The sequence below is a fragment of the Streptomyces sp. NPDC037100 genome (assembly GCF_055606225.1).
The window spans coordinates 164,471-180,848 of record NZ_JBVJSX010000006.1 but is presented as its reverse complement, the minus strand read 5'-3'; the positions used below and the strand labels follow the sequence as shown (position 1 = coordinate 180,848).

The window sequence follows — 16,378 nt, the reverse complement described above, 5'->3', positions numbered from 1 at the left end:
ATCCCGGCGCATTCACTTGTTTTTGCTGCCTTCGGGGGGCGCGAAGGCCCCATGTCTCCTTAAAGTGTGGTTCCAGCTGAGCGCAGCGGATTCGCGTGGAGCCGACGAAGGACGACGTGCATGACCTTTCCCGACGGACACGGCTCCGCACCCTCCTTTTTCGATCTCCAGGAGAGGGCCGGACGGCAACATACCCGGCATGCCTGGGAAGCCGGCCTTGACGCCGAGGAATTCGCGCACGTGCAGGCGGCCTATCTCCGGTCGCTGGAAGAGGAGAAGAAGGCCGCCGTCGCCGCGATTCGCGAGGAGGCCCGCAATGCGCTGAAGGAGGTGCAGGAGCGGGCTGAGAGCCTGGAGCGGCAGTTGCGGGATATCCGCACCAGCCAGGCGCACGTCGCGACGGATCTCGCCAGGTGCCGGGATATCGTCGACAGCCTCACGCACAGCATGTCGCCCGGCGAACTGAGCACCGTGGGGGCGGAGGAGTTCCACCCCCGGCGGGGCCGCAGCGTGCTGACCGCGGCCGGCGCGGCGGAGACTCTGTTGTTCGGGTTCAGCCTGGCCGGCCAGAGCGCTTCGTACGAGGGCGTTTTCGTCCAGTGGTTGTCCGCCGTGCTCCTCACGGCAGTCGGCATCCTCTGCCCCTTCGTCGCCGGCGTCTGGCTCTTCTTGGGGCGGCGACACCCGCTGTACCGATACGGTGCGCTCGGCATGGCCGTGTCGTCTCTCACCGTCACGGCATTCGCGGCCCGCTCCATCACCGTGCTCGACGGCACCTTCTTCCTCTCGTATGTGGGGGAATGGGTCCTCTACGGAGTGATGCTGCTGTTGTGCTCGGCCTTCGCCTTCTACTCGGGCCACACCCGGCAGCTCGCGACGGTCACCGCTCGGCTCCTTTTCGAACGCGACCGCTACGACGACATGAAGAAGCGGGCGTTCGGGCTGAAGCAGGAACGGCGGAAGGTCGATCACGCCCGGGACGAGATCCCTCTGCTGCGCGAAAGGGAGCAGGCCCAGTTCGTCGAACGGGAGGAGCTGGTGATCGCGCGGTACGACGCTGCGGCCCAGGCGTTCTCCACAGGCGTGCTCGTGGAGACCCGGGCCCTGTCGGCGAGCCGCCGACCCCAGCTGCCTCTGACCGGCAGTGCACCCGCCCTCGAAGCACGGCAGGCGGCTCCCGCACTCGAGCGTGTCGACCGGCTGCTGGTCGCCGACTTCCCTCTCCAGGTGGCTCCCGGGGAGCGGATCTGCCTGGTGATGCGGATCATCGTCCAGGGCTCGTCGATCCGCTTCACCCAGGGCGCGGCGCTGAAGCAGTTCGACGTTCCCGACCAGGGCGTCGAGGTGATGCTGACCGTGCAGACGCGAGCTGGTCTCGCCCCGGTCAGCGGCCTCAACCAGAAGCTCGTCGTCCCCCCGAACGGCGATTCGGAGCCAGTGCTCTTCGAGTTCGAGGCACGTCGGACGGGAATGCTCCACGCGCATGTCACCGCATGGGTGGGGGCACGTTCGTCGGTGAACTCGCCCTTGAATTCTCGGTCCAACCCGGTGCGCGGGGCGGGCAGAGCGCGTCCAAGGGGGCGAACCTGGGACCGCTCCAGGCGAATCCGGGTGAGGCCACTCTCCAGCTGAAACGCGTCGGAGACCGCTACGAGTTCCAGGTACTGATGGAGAACATCTTCTACAGCACGGTGCCGATGAGCCTGCCGGCCGAACTGGACGGCCCCATCGAACGCACGCTCCAGCGGCTTGAGGAGTACTGCGGTGGCGCGGGAGCCGACCGCTCGCGATCCCGGCGGCTACAGGCACTGGGAGTGAAGCTCTGGAACGAGATGGTGCCCGGCCCTATCAGGGAACAGTTCTGGAGCATCCGCTCGAAGATCTCCCGGTTCAGCATCGCCACGGAGGACGACGTCATCCCTTGGGAACTGCTCTATCCGATGACCGGCCTCGAGGACCACGGGTTCCTCGTCGAGCAGTTTCCCGTGTCCCGGAGGGTCTACAACCAGGAACGCGTCGGCACGATCCCCCTTTCCTGCGCGGCTTTCGTTCTGCCACAGGCAGCACCGAGCGACGCCCGCGCCGAGGTCATCAGTCTCAATGGCCGACTGACCCGAAGTCTGCGCATCGATCACGGCAGGGTGTTGCGGGACACCGAGGACGTCCTGGACTGGATCGAGGAAGGGGCTCCCGGGTTGCTGCACTTCGCGTGCCACAACACCTTCGACGTCGAGGAGGGAGGCTCCAGCATCGCGATGGAAGGCGGCTCCCTCACTCCGGAGCTGCTGGCCATGGCGGTGGCCAGAAAGGACCTGGCAACCCACTCCCCGCTGGTGTTCCTCAACGCGTGCAGAAGCGCCGGAGCCACGTACACGTACACCAAGCTGACGGGCTGGGCCACGGAGTTCATGCAGGCGGGCGCCGGCGGCTTCGTGGGGACGTTGTGGCGAGTGCCCAGCAAGCAGGCCACAGAGTTCTCCGAGGCGTTCTACGACGCGTTCGTCGCCGATCGCCAGCCCCTGGGTCTCGCCGTCATGACCGCGCGCAAGGCACTGCACAGCAGCACGGATCCAACATGGCTCGCCTATACCCAGTACGGGGACCCGGGCACCAGCCTGGCGTGAGGCGCTTGAGCCTTCTTCTTCGGCGTCTCCTGCTTGTTGTCGTTGGTCGAGGTGAGGAACAGGACGGCTCCCGCCACCACCACGATCATCGCGCAGAAGGCGTGCCGCCGCGCCTTGCGGACGGCCTCCCGGACGAGCCAGGCGTGAACGACGACCAACAGCCGGCGTTCGAGCAGCCGCGCATGCTCGGCATTGGCACGTGCCGCCTCAAACCGTTGCTGCAGGATCTTCGCGCGGATCTCGTCCGATTCCCGGGCCAGCATGACGGCGGCGTTCCCTGCCACGGCGTCATGGAATTCCACCTTGGCCTGAAGCTCCGTCAAGTCCCTGTAGGGGCCGAAGAAGGAGCGGGGATCGGCCTCGGTGAGCTTGCGGAGGCCTGCCAACTCATCGCCGTGAAAGCGCGTGAGAGTGGAAAGATGAGGCATCAGGGCCTCGCTGGCCTGCCAGACGATCCAGCCGATGCCCGCTACCGCCAGGGCCAGTCCGCAGAAAGCAGCGGCAACATCGCCTCTGTCGTCGAGCTTGCCCAGAGCGATCAACGGGCCGGCTCCGACGAGCAGGGTCGCGGTGCCGGCGGCGGCGGCAATGATCCACTTCAGGGTGGCCCTGAGGTCATCGACGGCGTCGGTGGTGGCCACCGGCTCCGCCCCCGTCATGTCGGCTGGTCACCCCGGTACTCGACGGTGTTCTGATCTGACTGCTGAAGCTGCTGGTAGTCGGGCTTCCACTCGCCGTCCTCGTAGACGAGCAGCGTCTTGCCGTCATCGGAGAACTTCATCGAGCCCGGCTTCGGGGATCCCTCGGTCACGGACGACAGTATGCGGCTGCCGCTCCTGCCACGCAGGCGAACCCGGGGAAGTGCACGGAACTTCTGCGGGCCTGTACAGGCCAACGGCTCGCAGGAGCAGTCTCCTGGAGCCGTTGGCGGTGGGTCACGCCAGCTGCGACTGCACCTGCGCGGAGATCAGCTCCAGGTGGTCCAGGTCGTCGAGGTCGAGGACCTGGAGGTAGATGCGGCGGGAGCCGATCTCGGCGTAGCGGCCGATCTTGTCGACGACCTCGGCCGGAGAGCCGGCCAGGCCGTTGAGCTTCAACTCGTCCACCTCACGGCCGATCGCGGCGGCCCGGCGGGCGACCTCCGCGTCGTCCCGGCCGACGCAGACGACGAGGGCGTTGGAGTACGTCAGCTCGTCGCCGCGGCCCGCTTCCTCCGCGGCGGCGCGGACCCGGCCGAACTGGCGCTCACTGTCCTCGACGGAGCCGAACGGCATGTTGAACTCGTCGGCGTACTTGGCGGCCAGCCGCGGGGTGCGGGACGGGCCGTGACCGCCTACGAGCACGGGGATCTTCTGCTGGGCCGGCTTGGGCAGGGCGGGAGAGTCCGTGAGGTCGTAGTAGGTGCCGTGGAAGTCGAAGGTCTTGCCGGGGGCCGTCCCCCACAGGCCGGTGACGACCTCCAGCTGCTCCTCGAGGCGGGCGAACTTCTCCTTGGGAAAGGGGATGCCGTAGGCCTTGTGCTCCTCCTCGAACCAGCCGGCGCCGAGGCCGAGTTCGACGCGGCCGCCGGACATCTGGTCGACCTGGGCGACCTGGATGGCGAGCACGCCGGGCAGCCGGAAGGTGCCGGCGGTCATCAAGGTCCCGAGCCGGATGCGCTTGGTCTCGCGGGCGAGTCCGGCCAGGGTGATCCAGGCGTCGGTGGGGCCGGGCAGGCCGTCCACGGTGCCCATGCGGAGGTAGTGGTCGGAACGGAAGAAGGCGTCGAAGCCGAGGTCCTCGGTGGCCTTCGCGACGGTGAGCAGAGTGTCGTAGGTGGCCCCCTGCTGGGGCTCGGTGAAGATGCGCAGATCCATGCTTCCATCCTGCACGCCGGGGTGTGCGATCACGCGGTCGGTCCCCCGTAGCGTCCGGTCCCCGGTCGGGTGAAAATACGTCAATACTGCGGGGCCCCGGTGACCGGGCCAGTGACCGGCCCCGATGGTGATCGTTGGCTCGGGCGGAGCCGGAGCCCCCGGCTTCCGCACCGGGGGGTGGACCGCCGGGGCGTCACCCGCGTCGGCCTCCCCGGGGGCCGGGGGCCGAGGAGGCCATCATGTCCGAAGAGACCGTGCCGCAGCAGGGCGGGACCGGACAGCCGCAAGGGCTGTTGCAGCAGATGGAGGAGCTGATGGCGGCGTTGAACGCGGACCTGTCGGCGCTGGACACGGACCTTCAGGCGGCGGGGGGTGTCGAACGGAGGGTCGTCGAGGAGGGGCAAACGGGCTAGGGACCGGGGACCTCAGGGCCGGCCGAGGGGGTCGTGCCTCCTTCCACGGCTCAGGAGAGCCCCGTGCCTGCCTGCCCCGTCCCCTCACCCCGCTTCTTTCTCCGGCAGCGCCTGTTCCCGGTCCGCGAGTCTGCGGAGCATCTCCAGGACGCGGTCGCGGGACTCGTCCGCCGCGTCGATGGCCTCCATGCACTGCCAGTACGTGCCCTCGTCGTCGGCGGCGCTGGCCAGGGCGACCAGGGCGATGCCGACCTCTCCGAGGAGGTCGCCGAGGTACATCAGGGTGTGCCGGGCGTCGCCCAACTCGGTGAGCTGGCCCGCCCTCAGCTCACCGGGCGCCAGCACCGGCGGGTCGAGGACACCGCAGCCCCGGCCCGCCAGCTCCGTCAACCCCAGTGCCTCGCCGCGCAGTTCGGGCGGCCCGGCGACCGCGAGACGGCTTCCTATGGCTTGGGCGAGGGCCTGCGCCTGCCACACCTCGGCCAGGGTCTCCCGCGCGTCGCCGCCCGCCGCCAGGGACCGCCTGCTCGTCACGATGAGCCGCACCGCGTCCATGCGCTGCCCCCGTCTTGTCCGACGCGCTGCGCGCGTCTGTCTGCCCGCACTCCCTTGTTCACTACCCAGCGTGAGGGGGCGTGAGACGAAAAGCCAGAGGAAGGCGGAAATCTGCGGACAACAATTCGGAATCGGACCACGATTCGATTACGCAGCGTACAAGTGGACTTCTCTGCTCCAGGCGGCCGGGTGGTGCCCGCTAGATCGGGAACCTCCGTTCGTTCCGGTCGATCTTCGCGTCCAGCGCCGCCAGCGGGTCGATACCGAGCACCTCGCACAGCTGGAGCAGATACGCGAGCACGTCGGCGACCTCGTCGGTGACACGGTGCGCGGTGTCCGGGTCGGCCATGACCCGGGCCGACTCCTCGGGCGTCAACCACTGGAAGATCTCGACGAGTTCGGACGCCTCGACGCTGAGTGCCGCGGCCAGGTTCTTGGGGGTGTGGTACGGCTGCCAGTTCCGCGCGGCGGCGAACTCGGCCAGCCGGCGTTGCAGTGTCGCCACGTCGAGGGGTTCACCATGGGGGCCGGGCTGCGATGCGTCCAGTGGATCAGTCACGATCCAGGTGTACCACCGTGGCCCCCTCCGTCCCGGCGGCCCACGAAGCGTCGCCGACCGCGCCGACGAGCCGGATGTGCCCCCGCTCGCACATCCGGGCCGCGAGGCCCAGCAATTCCCGTCGCTGCCGTGGGTCCAGGCCCCGGTCGAAACCGTCGGCGAGGATCGTGAGCGACTGCAGGGCGGCGGGCACCTCGCCGGCCGGGTCGACCTCCAGCACTCCGGGTCCGGTGAGGAGGACCAACGCGAAAGCGAGGTAGCGCAGTTCTCCGTGGCCCAGCCGGCCCAGGTCCGTGTGGAAGCCGTCGCCCCGGTCGACGGCGGCGGTGACCGTCCCGTCGCCGTCCAGCCGGGCCAGTACGTCCGCCACCGGCCCGCTGTATCCGGCCCGCACCGCCGCCACGAGCTGCGCGTGCCGCCGCCCGCACTCGGCCCGGGTGCGCCACAGCACGTCCGCGAGGTTGCCGCAGCCGCCCCGGAGACGGCCGGAGCCGGCCGCCACGGGGCCGCGCATTCGGGAGGGTTCGGGGTCGCAGGCGAAGGCGGAGCGCAAGGCGACGACCATCTGCTCGGCCGCCGCCAGCACCCTGCGCTGCCCCGGTGTCTTGCCGGCGACGCGCAGGGGCAGCAGGGCGGTGCCGAGCCGGTCGTCCGGGAGCGGGCCGCGGGTCACGGGCGTCGGCCCGGCCGTGTGCCAGGCGGCCTGCACGGCGCGCTTGCCCGGATCGCGCAGGGCGGTCTCCAGCAGGACCAGTCCGTCGGACGTCAACCGCTCGCCCACGACGCGCAGTTCGGGCTCGGCCTGTACGGCCACGTCGAGACGGACCGGGCCGGCGGGGCCGTCGGCCGTGCAGCCGATGCGGAAGCCGCGGCGGCGCTGCGCGTCGGGCCGGGCCCGCTCCGGCACACAGGCGACCGGGTCGGGGAACGCCTCACCGAGCTCGGCGCCGCCCCCGAGCCGGGCGAGGGCCTCGTACGCCCGCAGCGCGCTGGTCTTGCCGCAGCCGCTTCGACCGGCGAGCAGCGTGAGGGGCCCGAGCGGGAACGCGGCGCGGCGGTGGATGGCGAAGGCGGCCAGGCGCAGTTCGGTGACGCGGGGACGATCGGGGTGGACGAGGAGAGCGGGTGGGACGGGGGCGGCGGGCCGGTCGCGGAGAGCCGGCCGGTCGGGGAGGGCGGGCTGGGTCATGTCCGGACGGTAGGGCTGCGCCGGTGGGACGAACCGTTCCGTCTTCGAGGGCTTCCTACGAACGAGCTACCGTCACGCCCCGGGAAGCCCCGCCCCTTCCATCAATCCCGTCACCTCGGTCCCCGCCGGCGTCAGCAGGAACACGTTGCGGTCCACCCGGTGCATCCCGCTCGCCAGGCCGAAGACCACGCCCGTGCTGAAGTCGAGGACCCGCTTGGCGACCTCCGTCTCCGCGCCGGTGAGGTCGAGGAGGACGGGGACGCCCGCCATCAGCCGCTCGGCGACGTCCCGGGCGTCGGCGAAGACGTTCACACGCAGGACGACGAAACGGCGGCGGGCCTCCGTCTCGGCCTCCGGTATGGACCGGTGGCCGACGGCGGACGGCCAGGCGTCCCGGCCCCGCAGCGGCACGACCTGGGCGAGCCCCTCCCACTGTTCGTCGGTGACATCGTGGCTGTTCACCGGCATGCTCCGTCCTGGCTCGCGCTCACAGTCTGCATCGGGCAATTCTTGCGCAGAGTCACCCGTTCGGCCCAATGCGACACGCTCCGCGACCTCAATGCACCTCACAACGGCCGGAAGGCGGCTGTGTGACGGGCGTAACTCCCGATGATCAAGCCGTGTGACAGAGGCGTAACGGGCGATTCGTACCGTCGGAGGCATGACCACGACCCCCTCGGACCGGCCGGACACGCGGCAGGTGCGCACCGTCTGCTCGTACTGCGGTGTCGGCTGCGGTCTCGTGCTCGATGTGGGGGCGGGCCCGGACGGGCGGCGCACGGTGCTGAAGGCGTCCGGCGACAAGGCGCATCCGGCGAACGCGGGGCGGCTGTGCACCAAGGGCGCGACCACGGCCGACCTGCTCGCCGCGCCCGGGCGGCTGACCAGCGCGCTGGTGAGGGACGTCCGGGGCGAGGAGGCGGTTCCGGCGCCCGTCGCCGACGCGATCGCCGGGACGGCGGCGCGGCTTCGGGCGATCGTCGACGAGCACGGGCCGGACGCGGTCGCCTTCTACGTGTCCGGGCAGCTGAGCCTGGAGGCGCAGTATCTGGCGAACAAGCTGGCCAAGGGGTTCGTGGGCACGAACCTGATCGAGTCGAACTCACGGCTGTGCATGGCGAGCGCGGGCACCGGCTACAAGCTGTCGCTGGGCGCGGACGGGCCGCCCGGGTCGTACGAGGACTTCGACCGGGCGGACGCCTTTCTCGTCATCGGGTCGAACATGGCCGACTGCCATCCGATCCTCTTCCTGCGGATGATGGAGCGGGTCAAGGCGGGCGCCAGGCTGATCGTCGTCGACCCCCGGCGGACCGCGACCGCCGCCAAGGCGGATCTGTTCCTGCAGGTCAGGCCGGGGACCGACCTCGCGTTGCTGAACGGCCTGCTGCATCTGCTGCATGAGGGAGGGCACACCGACCCGGAGTTCGTCGCGGCCCACACCGAGGGCTGGGAGGCCCTGCCCGATTTTCTCGCCGACTATCACCCCGCCGCCGTCGCCGGGATCACCGGCACGGACGAGGACGACCTGCGTGAGGCGGCCCGGATCATCGGTGCGGCGGGCAAGCGGTGGATGAGCTGCTGGACCATGGGGCTGAACCAGTCCACGCACGGCACCTGGAACACCAACGCCCTGGTCAACCTGCATCTGGCGACGGGGGCGATCTGCCGTCCGGGCGCCGGGCCGTTCTCCCTGACCGGGCAGCCCAACGCCATGGGCGGGCGCGAGATGGGCTACATGGGGCCGGGGCTGCCGGGGCAGCGGTCGGTGCTCGTCGACGAGGAGCGGGCGTTCACCGAGGAGGTGTGGAAGCTGCCGCCGGGCACGCTGCGCGCCGACGGGGCCGGGCACGGCACGGTCGAGATGTTCCGGAAGATGACCGACGGGGAGATCAAGGCCTGCTGGATCATCTGCACCAACCCGGTCGCCTCGGTCGCCAACCGCCGTACGGTCATCGAGGGTCTGGAAGCCGCCGAGTTCGTCGTCACGCAGGACGTGTTCGCGGACACCGAGACGAACGCGTACGCCGATGTCGTCCTGCCCGGCGCGATGTGGACCGAGGCCGAGGGGGTGTTCGTCAACAGCGAGCGCAACCTCACGCTGACCCAGCAGGCGGCGGACCCGCCCGGGGAGGCCATGGCCGACTGGCGGATCATCGCCGAGGTGGCATGCGCGATGGGGTACGAGAAGGGCTTCTCGTACGACAGCGCCGAGCAGGTCTTCGAGGAGATCCGGCGGTTCTGGAACCCGAAGACCGGCTGGGACCTGCGCGGGGTCTCCTACGAGCGGCTGCGTCAGACGCCCGTGCAGTGGCCGGCCGCGCGGGAGGACGGGCCGGAGCGCAATCCGATCCGGTACGTGGGTGACGAGGGGCTGCGCTTCCCCACGGCTTCGGGGCGGGCCGTGTTCTTCGCACGGCCGCATCTGCCCGCCGCCGAACTGCCGGACGACGACTATCCGTTCGTGCTCAACACCGGGCGGGTTCAGCACCAGTGGCACACCCTCACCAAGACCGGGAAGGTCGCCAAGCTCAACAAGCTGAATCCCGGCCCGTTCGTGGAGCTGCATCCCGAGGACGCCGCGGCGCTCGGGGTCGACGAGGACGACCTCGTCGAGGTGGCCTCCCGGCGCGGGCGGGCCGTGCTGCCCGCCGTGGTGACGGACCGGGTGCGGCCGGGGTGCTGCTTCGCGCCGTTCCACTGGAATGACCTGTTCGGCGAGTACCTGAGCGTCAACGCGGTGACGAGCGACGCGGTGGATCCGCTGTCGCTCCAGCCGGAGTTCAAGGCGTGCGCGGTGTCGCTGGCGAAGGTGGCGGCGCCCGCACCGCAGGCACCGGCCCTGACGCCCACGGCCGTGACGCCGGGCACCGCGAACCCCTTCGGTCTGGCCCCCTCCCCTCCCCCGGTGCTCTCCGCCCAGGAGCGGCAGTACCTCACCGGTTTCCTCGCCGGGCTCGGCTCGGGCGCCCCCGGCGTGCCGGTGCTGCCGCCCGACGCGCCCTTCTCGCCCGAGCACGCGCTGTGGGTCAACGGGGTACTGGCCGGGATGTATTCACGGACGGGGGCGGCCGAGGCGCCGGAGCGGCCCGGCCGTGAGGTCGTCGTGCTGTGGGCCTCACAGACCGGGAACGCGGAGGAGTTCGCCACGGCCACCGCCGAGCGGCTGACCTCGACGGGGCATCGCACGACCCTCGTCGGCATGGACGACGCCGACGTCGGCGCGCTCGCCCGCACGGCCGACCTGCTGTTCATCACCAGCACCTTCGGGGACGGCGACGCGCCCGACAACGGCTCCGGCTTCTGGGACGCCCTCTCCGGTGAGCTGGCCCCGCGGCTGGACGGGGTGCGGTACGCCGTGCTGGCCTTCGGCGACTCCTCGTACGACGACTTCTGCGGCCACGGGCGGCGGCTGGACGCGCGGCTCGACGAGCTGGGCGGGGTGCGGCTGGCCCCGCGCACGGACTGCGAGCCGGATTTCGAGCCGTCCGCCGGGCAGTGGCTCGACCAGGTGCTCTCGGCGCTGGGTGAGAAGTCTTCGGCCCCGGTCGCGAAGCCCGGGGCCACGTCCAAGCCGGTCACCGCGGCCCGGCTCGTCGGCAACCGGCTGCTCAGCCGGCCCGGGGCGGGCAAGGAGGTCCGGCGGTTCACCTTCGACACGAGCGGGACGGATCTGGCGTACGAGGCCGGGGACGCGCTCGGTGTACGGCCGGTCAACGCGCCCTCGCTGGTTCAGGAGTGGCTGGCGGTGACCGGGGTGGACGCCGGGGCGGCCGTGACGGTCGACGGTGTCGGCGAGGTGCCGTTCGGTGAGGCGCTGCACCGGCATCTCGACATCACCCGGATCACCCCCGATCTGCTCCGCTTCGTCGCCGAACGCGCCCGGGACAAGCACGAGTTGCGCAGGCTGCTGCGGCCGGACAACAAGGACGGGCTGGCGCAGTGGAGCTGGGGGCGGCAGGCCGTGGACGTGCTCGCCGAGTACGCGGTGCGGGCGAGCGCCGAGGAGTGGGCCGGGGTGCTGCGCAGGCTCCAGCCGCGGCTGTACTCCATATCGTCCAGCCCGCTGGCCGACCCCCACCGGGTGTCGCTGACGGTGTCCGTGGTGCGGTACGAGAACCTGCACGGCCGGGCGCGCGGCGGGGTCTGCTCGCCGTACCTCGCGGACGCCGAACCGGACACCGAGGTACCGGTGTTCGTGCAGCGCTCACCGCACTTCCGGCCCCCGGCCGACGCCTCGACGCCGATGATCATGGTCGGCCCGGGCACCGGGGTGGCGCCCTTCGTGGGCTTCCTCCAGGAGCGGCGGGCGCTCGGCCACCGGGCCCCCTCCTGGCTGTTCTTCGGGGAGCAGCACCGGGCGACGGACTTCTACTACGAGGACGAACTGACGGCGCTGCTGGAGGAGGGCAGCCTCACGCGGCTGGACACCGCCTTCTCCCGGGACCAGCGCAACAAGGTGTACGTGCAGGACCGGATGCGCGAGCACGGGCCGGAGCTGTGGCACTGGCTGCGCGACGGGGCCCGCTTCTACGTCTGCGGTGACGCCTCCCGGATGGCGAAGGACGTGGACCGGGCGCTGCGGGACATCGCGGTGGCGCACGGCGGGCTGGGCGAGGCCGAGGCCGCCGCGTACGTGAAGCAGCTCGCGGCGGACAAGCGGTACATGCGGGACGTGTACTGAGCCGTGTGACCTGTACTGAGCCGCGTGACGTGTACTGAGCCGCGTGACGTGCACTGGGCTGTGCAGGAAGCGGAGGGTGGCGGTGACAGTCGTCCGGCCGCGGGTCATGCCCGGCTGGTGAATCCCCGGCCCGCTTCATGGGGCCGACCAGTGTACGGCGATGCGGGGGCTGGTACCGGACCTCGCCGGGGACTCCGGCGAGCAGTGAGCCGGGCGCACGGGCCCGCGCCCCGGGCCGCTTCATCTACGCGGCCGTAGAATCCGGGAACACCGGCGCGACGACGAGCGTTGTACCGGATGACACACCACACGCCTGAGGAGCACGTTCTTGTCCGCCAGATCGACGGACCTTCCGGGGCACAGTCCCCGACCCTCCCGCCACGGCACCGGTGATCGCGGCACACGGCGGGGTGCCCCCTCGCAATTGATGCGCCGATGAGTGCCGCCGAGGCCCTGCTGGGCCTGCTCGCCGTGTTCGTGCTGACCGCCGGCACCGGCTATTTCGTCGCCCAGGAGTTCGCCTACGTCTCCGCCGACCGGCTCGCCCTCGCGCGTGAGGCCGAGGCCGGGGACCGCAGGGCCGCCCATGCCCTCAGGGTGCTGGAGCGGCTGTCGTTCATGCTGTCCGGCGCGCAACTGGGCATCACCGTCACCGGCCTGGTGGTGGGCTTCATCGCCGAGCCGTCGGTGTCCGCGTTGCTCAGGCCGGCCATGTCGGGCCTCGGCCTGCCCGACGCGGCCGTCGGCACCGTCGCCGTCGTGCTCGCCTTCGTACTGGCCACGGTCGTGCAGATGGTCCTCGGCGAACTCGCCCCGAAGAACCTCGCGATCGCCGTGCCCGAGCGGCTGGCGAAGGCGCTGGCCCCCTCCACCCTGGCCTATCTGAGGGTGGTCGGCCCCGTCGTACGGATCTTCGACAGCGCGGCGGACCGGCTGCTGCGCAAGGCGGGGATCGAGCCCGTCGAGGAACTGCACCACGGCGCCACGCTGGAGGAGCTCGGCCATCTGATCGGCGAGTCCCACGAACAGGGAGAGCTGCCCGAGGACACCGCCGCGCTGCTGGACCACGCGCTGGAGTTCTCCGAGCGCGCCCTCGACGAGGTGATGGTGCCGCGCGCCGACGCCGTGTTCGTCCGCAAGGACGCCCGCGCCGAGGAGGCGATCGGTCTGATCGCCCGGCACGGCCACTCCAACTACCCGGTGCTCGGCGACCACCCGGACGACGTCGTGGGCGTGCTGGGCGTGCGCGAGCTGATGGCGCTGCCCGCCGCCCGTCTGGCCGTGGCGCGTGCCGGTGAGGTGGCCCGGCGACCGCTGCTGCTGCCGGACACGCTCGCGCTGCCCGACGCGGTGACACAGATGCGGGAGCACGACGACGAGTTCGCGGTCGTCCTGGACGAGCACGGCGGCGTGGCGGGCGTCGTCACGTACGAGGACATCGCCGAGGAACTCGTCGGTGACATCGCCGACGAGTCCGACACCGTCACCCTGCTCGCCGTCGCGGACGGCGACGGCTGGCTGGTGGACGCCGGCCGCCGGGTGGACGAGGTGGCCGAGGCGACCGGTGTCCGGCTGCCGGAGGACGACGACTACGACACCGTGGCCGGCCTGGTCGTGGACCGGCTCGGCCGCTTCCCGACGGTCGGCGACCGGGTCACGGTCGAGCTGCCGGAGGGCGGCCGGGCCGTGATCGACGTCCGCACGCTGGACCGGCATGTGGCCGACCGCGTCCGGATCGGTCTGCCGGCGCAGGCCGTGGAAGCCGAGGAGATCGCGTGAGTTTCCCGATGGCGGTCTTCGTGACCGTGCTGCTGCTGATCGGCAGCGGGTTCTTCGTCGCGGCCGAGTTCGCCCTCGTCGCCGCCAAACGGCACCGGATGGAGAAGGCGGCCGCCGAGGGGCGGCGCGGCGCCGGGGCGGCCCTGGCCGGGATGCGCGAGCTGTCGCTGATGCTGGCCGGCGCCCAGCTGGGCATCACCGTGTGCACCCTGGGCCTGGGGTCCGTGTCCAAGCCGGCGATCTCGCACGAACTCGACCCGCTGCTGCAGACCCTGGGCCTGCCCGGCGCCGTGAGCTACGGCGTGGCCTTCGCCGTGGCGATGGTCGTGGTGGTGTTCCTGCACATGGTGGTCGGCGAGATGGCGCCCAAGTCGTGGGCGATCGCCCATCCCGAGCGTTCGGCGATGCTGCTGTCGCCGCCCTTCCGGGCGGTGGTGCGGGCCGTACGTCCGCTGATCCGGCTGCTCAACCGGGTGAGCAACGCCCTGGTACGGCTGTGCCGGGTGGCCCCGCGCGACGAACTGGCCTCGGTGCACAACCGGGAGCAGCTCACCCACCTGGTGGAGGAGTCGGAACGGCTGGGTCTGATCAGCACGGCCGACTCGGAGCTGCTGACCCGCTCGCTGACCGAGCCGGAGACTCCGGTCGCCGCACTGCGGATCCCGGCCGCCGAGATCACCTGGGTCGAGGGCGGAGCTGACCTCGACGCGCTGCTGCGCTTCGCCGCCGAGCACGACCGCACCCGGCTGCTGGTCCGGGAGAACGGCACCGTCCTCGGCTCGGTGCACGCCCGGGACGCGTTGGTGGCCCGGGCCCGGGGCCGCGCGACGACCGCCCGGGACCTCGCCCGGCCGGTGCCCGAGCTGGCGGAGACCGCCACGGTGGCCGACGCCATCGAGGTGCTGCGCCGCCGCCGGTCGTCCCTGGCCGTCGTCCGCGACGACTCCGGCCGGCTCTCGGGCCTGGTCACCCTGGACGACCTGCTGGCCCGGCTCATGCAGCCGGCCTCGGTGGCCTGACAGAGACCGGGTCCGAACATCCAGCACATCTGCACACCCCGGGCGGGGATGCCGCGCGGCGCCCGGCCCGCAGCCAAGACCCGGCCGGTGCCTGAGGATTTGGCGGTGAAGTGCCCGCTTCGCGAATCGGGGCGCAAGAGTCCCGTGCCCGGCCGGGCGACGGGCTGTGTGAAGGAGTGGGCGCATTCTGTGACCCGGAGGTCACAGCGGTGAAGGCGGTGGCCACGAGGAGGCGTGCTGCGCCGGCAGGCGGTTGGATCTCTTCTCCGGGGAGTGCTTTGATCCTGCGCACGGCGGGAGCGGCCGGGGCGGAATCCCGGTCTCCGGATTCCAGCGAGCACCCGCGCTCACCGCCACTGCGAGACATTCACGCGAAGGGAAACACCCCCATGAACCTCACCTCTCGGGTCGACACCGCCGAGCTCACCGACGCCGACCTGGACGCCGTCGCCGGCGGCAACGCGGGCGGCGTCGATGCCTCCGCGGGCCTCGTGGGCGGCCTCTCCGCCGACCTGGTCGGCCCCCTGGCCGGCGAGGCCTGCGCCGCCCTGCACGCGGCCGTCTCCCCGCAGGGCGCGACCGCGGGCGGGCACGCGGGCATCCACACGACGTCGCTCTGACGACATCCGCGCAAAGGGCCCCGGGAAGCGATTCCCGGGGCCCTTTCGTATGCGGGCGGCGCGGGGACCACGGCGGCGGATATCCCCCAGGACCACGGCCGCAAACGTGAGGAATTTGCGAAACACGTGACGGAAATCTGGACACGTCGGGGGTGAGTAACGCGGTGAGAGGGCGTGACGCAGACTTACTCGGACCCATCGGATCCCGTCTGCAAAGCGAGAGGAACAGCACTGTGAAACCTGACTCGATGTCGACCGGAGAACTGCCGATCTACGAGAGCCTCATACGCGAACGCGGTGACGTCGTGGAGGAGGCCCGTGTGGTCGCCGAAGAGACCCAGCACCAGATGAGCCAGGCGCTGAACGGGGTCGCGGTGGCCCCGCAGGAGACCGGCGCGGCCTGACCCCCGGGGGGCATCGCGCCTCCCGGGGATCCGTGCGGGCGCTCCCCCGCCGGGCCGTCACCCGCCGAGCGGGTCGTGGCCCCAGTTCATCAGGGAGTGCCGCCACCGCGAGTCCCGCACGTCCCCGGAGGGCCGCTGGGCCAGGTGACGGCGGACGTAGCCGACGACCTTGCGCATGTGCCGGTAGTCGTCGTCCGTGAGGTCGCCCTTCTCGGCCCGCAGGATCGCCACGATCCGACGGCCGGAGGCGTGTCCGGTGGACTCGCCCCCGTCCTGGTGCTGCCCGGCGCTCTGCGAGTCGTCGGACTCCAGCCATTTCTCCAGACCGGCCGGTGTCATGTTCACCAGCTCACGGAAGTCGTTCCAGGTCTCCTCGCGTTCCCCGCCGTCCACTCCGTCTCACTTCTTCTTCTTGAGCGCGGACGGCTTGTGCACCGCGGTCCTGCCGGACTTGTCGCTGCGCACCTCGTACTGCGGGTCGTCCGGCGAGGCGTCGACCGTGCGGCCGGATGCCTCCGTCCGTTCGGTGATCTCCCGCTCCACCTCGCCCTCGGTGCGGCTGCCGTGACTGCTCCAGGTGACCTTGTCGCCCTTCTTCGGTTTCCCGCCCTCACCGCGGCCCTTCGCCATGCCGGTACTCCCTCGCCGAGACGTGTGATGTCCTTCCAGCGTGCGGGCT

At 71.1% G+C, this 16,378-nt stretch carries 17 protein-coding genes; 8 read left to right on the top strand and 9 right to left on the bottom strand.

Annotation, left to right across the window (positions count from 1 at the left end; all coding sequences use genetic code 11):
- The first annotated feature begins 120 nt into the window (after positions 1-120).
- Together ACZ7EG_RS21115 and ACZ7EG_RS21110 are read left to right on the top strand one after the other, a co-directional pair.
- On the top strand, positions 121-1,632 hold the full coding sequence (locus ACZ7EG_RS21115; RefSeq protein WP_471080841.1) for a hypothetical protein: 1,512 nt from the start codon (positions 121-123) through the stop codon (positions 1,630-1,632).
- A 35-nt stretch (positions 1,633-1,667) separates the two neighbouring features.
- Positions 1,668-2,624 (top strand): CHAT domain-containing protein, encoded by a 957-nt coding sequence (locus tag ACZ7EG_RS21110; protein WP_471081853.1) that lies wholly within the window; start codon positions 1,668-1,670, stop codon positions 2,622-2,624.
- Here the strand turns inward: ACZ7EG_RS21110 and ACZ7EG_RS21105 are convergent.
- The 3 genes from ACZ7EG_RS21105 to ACZ7EG_RS21095 all read right to left on the bottom strand — a co-directional run bounded on the left by ACZ7EG_RS21105 (position 2,585) and on the right by ACZ7EG_RS21095 (position 4,480).
- Complete coding sequence (locus tag ACZ7EG_RS21105; protein ID WP_471080838.1) at positions 2,585-3,265, bottom strand: hypothetical protein; 681 nt, start codon at positions 3,263-3,265, stop codon at positions 2,585-2,587. The genes ACZ7EG_RS21110 and ACZ7EG_RS21105 overlap by 40 nt on opposite strands.
- Before the next feature lie 14 nt (positions 3,266-3,279).
- Positions 3,280-3,435, bottom strand: a complete 156-nt coding sequence (locus ACZ7EG_RS21100; RefSeq protein WP_471080835.1) for a hypothetical protein — start codon at positions 3,433-3,435, stop codon at positions 3,280-3,282.
- A gap of 124 nt (positions 3,436-3,559) precedes the next feature.
- A complete protein-coding gene (locus tag ACZ7EG_RS21095) occupies positions 3,560-4,480 on the bottom strand; it encodes an LLM class F420-dependent oxidoreductase (protein ID WP_471080832.1) in 921 nt (306 codons plus the stop codon).
- Between the two features lie 239 nt (positions 4,481-4,719).
- Between ACZ7EG_RS21095 and ACZ7EG_RS21090 the strand changes: the two genes are divergently transcribed.
- Positions 4,720-4,893, top strand: a complete 174-nt coding sequence (locus ACZ7EG_RS21090) for a hypothetical protein (RefSeq protein ID WP_471080829.1) — start codon at positions 4,720-4,722, stop codon at positions 4,891-4,893.
- 84 nt (positions 4,894-4,977) lie between these two features.
- Here ACZ7EG_RS21090 and ACZ7EG_RS21085 read toward each other — a convergent pair whose 3' ends face one another.
- The 4 genes from ACZ7EG_RS21085 to ACZ7EG_RS21070 form a co-directional block, all read right to left on the bottom strand.
- Complete coding sequence (locus tag ACZ7EG_RS21085; RefSeq protein ID WP_471080825.1) at positions 4,978-5,448, bottom strand: DUF6099 family protein; 471 nt, start codon at positions 5,446-5,448, stop codon at positions 4,978-4,980.
- Between the two features lie 199 nt (positions 5,449-5,647).
- Complete coding sequence (locus ACZ7EG_RS21080) at positions 5,648-6,007, bottom strand: nucleotide pyrophosphohydrolase (RefSeq protein ID WP_471080822.1); 360 nt, start codon at positions 6,005-6,007, stop codon at positions 5,648-5,650.
- Positions 6,000-7,196 (bottom strand): AAA family ATPase, encoded by a 1,197-nt coding sequence (locus tag ACZ7EG_RS21075; RefSeq protein ID WP_471080819.1) that lies wholly within the window; start codon positions 7,194-7,196, stop codon positions 6,000-6,002. The genes ACZ7EG_RS21080 and ACZ7EG_RS21075 overlap by 8 nt, the downstream gene beginning before the upstream one ends.
- A gap of 72 nt (positions 7,197-7,268) precedes the next feature.
- Positions 7,269-7,664: a cell division protein SepF gene (locus tag ACZ7EG_RS21070; RefSeq protein WP_471080816.1), complete on the bottom strand. Its 396-nt coding sequence runs from the start codon at positions 7,662-7,664 to the stop codon at positions 7,269-7,271.
- A gap of 193 nt (positions 7,665-7,857) precedes the next feature.
- On the opposite strand from ACZ7EG_RS21070, the gene ACZ7EG_RS21065 reads away from it, so the two are divergent.
- The 5 genes from ACZ7EG_RS21065 to ACZ7EG_RS21045 all read left to right on the top strand — a co-directional run bounded on the left by ACZ7EG_RS21065 (position 7,858) and on the right by ACZ7EG_RS21045 (position 15,699).
- Positions 7,858-11,877, top strand: a complete 4,020-nt coding sequence (locus ACZ7EG_RS21065; RefSeq protein ID WP_471080813.1) for a molybdopterin-dependent oxidoreductase — start codon at positions 7,858-7,860, stop codon at positions 11,875-11,877.
- Between the two features lie 435 nt (positions 11,878-12,312).
- The gene (locus tag ACZ7EG_RS21060; RefSeq protein WP_471080810.1) at positions 12,313-13,656 is read left to right on the top strand and encodes a hemolysin family protein; all 1,344 of its coding nucleotides are present in this window, start codon (positions 12,313-12,315) and stop codon (positions 13,654-13,656) included.
- A complete protein-coding gene (locus tag ACZ7EG_RS21055) occupies positions 13,653-14,675 on the top strand; it encodes a hemolysin family protein (RefSeq protein WP_471080807.1) in 1,023 nt (340 codons plus the stop codon). The genes ACZ7EG_RS21060 and ACZ7EG_RS21055 overlap by 4 nt, the downstream gene beginning before the upstream one ends.
- A 389-nt stretch (positions 14,676-15,064) precedes the next feature.
- Entirely contained in the window at positions 15,065-15,295 is a 231-nt protein-coding gene (locus tag ACZ7EG_RS21050; protein ID WP_471080804.1) for a hypothetical protein, read from the top strand.
- Positions 15,296-15,543: 248 nt separating this feature from the next.
- Positions 15,544-15,699 (top strand): hypothetical protein, encoded by a 156-nt coding sequence (locus ACZ7EG_RS21045; protein WP_167526520.1) that lies wholly within the window; start codon positions 15,544-15,546, stop codon positions 15,697-15,699.
- A gap of 57 nt (positions 15,700-15,756) precedes the next feature.
- Here ACZ7EG_RS21045 and ACZ7EG_RS21040 read toward each other — a convergent pair whose 3' ends face one another.
- Complete coding sequence (locus tag ACZ7EG_RS21040) at positions 15,757-16,092, bottom strand: DUF3140 domain-containing protein (RefSeq protein WP_471080801.1); 336 nt, start codon at positions 16,090-16,092, stop codon at positions 15,757-15,759.
- Positions 16,093-16,098: 6 nt separating this feature from the next.
- The gene (locus tag ACZ7EG_RS21035) at positions 16,099-16,329 is read right to left on the bottom strand and encodes a hypervirulence associated TUDOR domain-containing protein (RefSeq protein ID WP_471080798.1); all 231 of its coding nucleotides are present in this window, start codon (positions 16,327-16,329) and stop codon (positions 16,099-16,101) included.
- Positions 16,330-16,378 lie beyond the last annotated feature (49 nt).

Bases quoted from the DNA above. Each gene is read 5' to 3' on its own strand.
- ACZ7EG_RS21035 (WP_471080798.1), bottom strand. From the start codon at position 16,329: ATGGCGAAGGGCCGCGGTGAGGGCGGGAAACCGAAGAAGGGCGACAAG.
- ACZ7EG_RS21085 (WP_471080825.1), bottom strand. From the start codon at position 5,448: ATGGACGCGGTGCGGCTCATCGTGACGAGCAGGCGGTCCCTGGCGGCG.
- ACZ7EG_RS21070 (WP_471080816.1), bottom strand. From the start codon at position 7,664: ATGCCGGTGAACAGCCACGATGTCACCGACGAACAGTGGGAGGGGCTC.
- ACZ7EG_RS21095 (WP_471080832.1), bottom strand. From the start codon at position 4,480: ATGGATCTGCGCATCTTCACCGAGCCCCAGCAGGGGGCCACCTACGAC.
- ACZ7EG_RS21060 (WP_471080810.1), top strand. From the start codon at position 12,313: ATGAGTGCCGCCGAGGCCCTGCTGGGCCTGCTCGCCGTGTTCGTGCTG.
- ACZ7EG_RS21065 (WP_471080813.1), top strand. From the start codon at position 7,858: ATGACCACGACCCCCTCGGACCGGCCGGACACGCGGCAGGTGCGCACC.
- ACZ7EG_RS21110 (WP_471081853.1), top strand. From the start codon at position 1,668: ATGGAGAACATCTTCTACAGCACGGTGCCGATGAGCCTGCCGGCCGAA.
- ACZ7EG_RS21090 (WP_471080829.1), top strand. From the start codon at position 4,720: ATGTCCGAAGAGACCGTGCCGCAGCAGGGCGGGACCGGACAGCCGCAA.
- ACZ7EG_RS21045 (WP_167526520.1), top strand. From the start codon at position 15,544: ATGTCGACCGGAGAACTGCCGATCTACGAGAGCCTCATACGCGAACGC.
- ACZ7EG_RS21050 (WP_471080804.1), top strand. From the start codon at position 15,065: ATGAACCTCACCTCTCGGGTCGACACCGCCGAGCTCACCGACGCCGAC.
- ACZ7EG_RS21115 (WP_471080841.1), top strand. From the start codon at position 121: ATGACCTTTCCCGACGGACACGGCTCCGCACCCTCCTTTTTCGATCTC.
- ACZ7EG_RS21075 (WP_471080819.1), bottom strand. From the start codon at position 7,196: ATGACCCAGCCCGCCCTCCCCGACCGGCCGGCTCTCCGCGACCGGCCC.